At 45.9% G+C, this 2,147-nt stretch carries 3 protein-coding genes; all 3 read right to left on the bottom strand.

What is annotated here, in order from left to right:
• Positions 1 to 47: 47 nt before the first annotated feature.
• Positions 48 to 827, bottom strand: coding sequence for a delta-lactam-biosynthetic de-N-acetylase (pdaA, locus tag SIN01_RS07510; protein WP_010027632.1), 780 nt, complete (start codon positions 825 to 827; stop codon positions 48 to 50).
• A 55-nt stretch (positions 828 to 882) separates the two neighbouring features.
• Positions 883 to 1,086 (bottom strand): SE1561 family protein, encoded by a 204-nt coding sequence (locus tag SIN01_RS07505; RefSeq protein ID WP_010027634.1) that lies wholly within the window; start codon positions 1,084 to 1,086, stop codon positions 883 to 885.
• A 79-nt stretch (positions 1,087 to 1,165) separates the two neighbouring features.
• Positions 1,166 to 1,933: a YfkD family protein gene (locus tag SIN01_RS07500; RefSeq protein ID WP_373864401.1), complete on the bottom strand. Its 768-nt coding sequence runs from the start codon at positions 1,931 to 1,933 to the stop codon at positions 1,166 to 1,168.
• Positions 1,934 to 2,147 lie beyond the last annotated feature (214 nt).

Below are 2,147 nucleotides of genomic sequence, written 5' to 3'. Positions count from 1 at the left end.
AAAAAAATACCTCAAACCCTTATTCGGGTCGAGGTATCTTGGCAGACTCACCAAAACTTTGAGGGGAGGGTGCGTTCTGCCATCAAGTCATCCAAACTGCGGAAGCGATACCCTTGCTTTTTCAAGTCATGAATGACTTTAGGAAGGGCTTCGGCATTGTCTTTGGAAACCGTATGAAGCAGAATAACTGCTCCCGGGTGCATCCGTTTCATAATGTGGTCATAGGCGTAATCCGCGCCATGCTGCTCATCACGCAGCCAATCGCGATATGCCGCAGACCAGAATACATTAATATACCCTTCATCATGGCCAAGCTTGAGCGACCGCTCGCTGAACGTACCTCTTGGCGGACGCAAGTAGTTCATCTCTGTTTGCCCGGTTAACTTCGTGTAGCGCGCCTTCAACTTAGCTAATTCTTTTTTGTATTTTGCATCGCTGATTTTCGCCAAATCCGGATGACTCCACGAATGGTTGCCGATGATATGTCCTTCGTTTACCATCCGTTTCACAAGTTCAGGCTGGTCGGAAATATAATGACCGGTGATAAAGAACGTTGCCGGGACATGTTCTTTTTTCAGTGTATCGAGTATATGTGCCGTATAGCCGGCCTCATACCCATTATCAAACGTCAAAAACAATTCTTTTTTCGATGGATCGCCAATATAGATCCCATCATATTTCTTTAATAAAGCTTCATATTCTGGTTCTGTCGTCGCTGGTTGATGATTTTTCGCAGGCTTGAAATACCAGTCCTTGGCAAAAGCGCTAAATGGATCGATAACAAGCCCACACAGAGCGACGAAGAGTACCAACGCGATTTTTTTCACACGATCACCCTCCATATCTTTAGCGTGACCGTTTTCGCGTTCTTTTATGTTTTCCTTATTTTTCTGTTCGATTTTCGATCCAATCCTCACGAAAGCGGCGGATTTTCACTTCGAGATTATCCATCATCTGAAGTACACTGGCCAAATCGCTCTCGTTGACGTTCTCCGTGTCGAACGCCTCGACAACCTGGGCCAGCAGTTTGAATCGGTTTTTTAAATAGGTCACTTGATCTGCTTTCGAATGCGCCGCTCGTCCCATGGTGAGCACCTCCGTCTCTCATTCTCCTTTCACTTTAGCATAGTTTAAGAAAAAGGTTCAGACAAAGGCTTGCACGGGATTATTGCGCGACGTAACGCAGTGACAGATGATCGGTAATCGGCATCCAGGCTCCGATCCCTTGCTGCATGATGTTTTTAACCTCAATCTGTGCCCTGCCTCCTTTTAGAATGAGAAAAACTTCTCCATAGGTAATTTTTCCGCGTTCATTGACTGCCGGTACGTAACCATAGAGGTGGCCAATCCGTTTTGACGGCACTTGATAAGGACGATCAATCTTCGTTCCGGCGCCGATGATCGTCGAAAAGGAAATCGGCAGGTGCGTTTTATTCATTGTTTTTGCTAAGATCAGCTGGCGGGCTTCTTCTTTCTTTGGAATATCGGAGGTCAAGCCGCCATTCACTTTTGCTTGTACCTCTTGCAGATAGCCGATTTGCTGGCTGCTTTTGCTGTCGCGGGCGTCTGCCGCATTATCATTAATCTTCTTGTACTCCCAATTCACTGAGGTTTCCTTGGATTTATAGTTAAGCGGCCATTCACCAAGATAAATTCGCGCCGAATAACCGATCGACCATTTCGATGGATGAAGCGCCGATTCGTTTAGCAGTTTGATTAGAATTGGATTCTCGATCGTTTCATTTGCGGTTTTGAGCAGTGCCTTGGTGTGCGCGCTCGGCACAAGTTCAGAAGTATCATGAGATGGATTCGGATAGGTATTCTCCTTTGAAATATCGATCACCGATTCAGGCAGTTTGGCTGGCAGCGTACTTTTCGCTTCAGCAGCACCAGAAAAGCATAAGAGGACGGAGCAACTAAGGATTATTGTCATGAATTTCTTCAAGGCAGAAACCTCCTTTTTTGCTTATTTTCTGCCGCACTCCTAAAAAATATCCGCAAAAAATGCCTAGACAGATCTGATCCTGCTTCCTCATCACTACACGCTTCCCTAAATGAGGGGGGGCTCTTGGACATTTTTGAGCGAATAAGAAAAGAAAAACTGGGCAGCCCTGTGTGATGGACTCGTGTCTTATCAGTGCTGAATC

This window comes from Sporolactobacillus inulinus (assembly GCF_006539285.1).
Taxonomy (GTDB): domain Bacteria; phylum Bacillota; class Bacilli; order Bacillales; family Sporolactobacillaceae; genus Sporolactobacillus; species Sporolactobacillus inulinus.
Note: the sequence above shows the minus strand (reverse complement) of the source record. Positions and strands in the feature narration are given on the sequence as shown.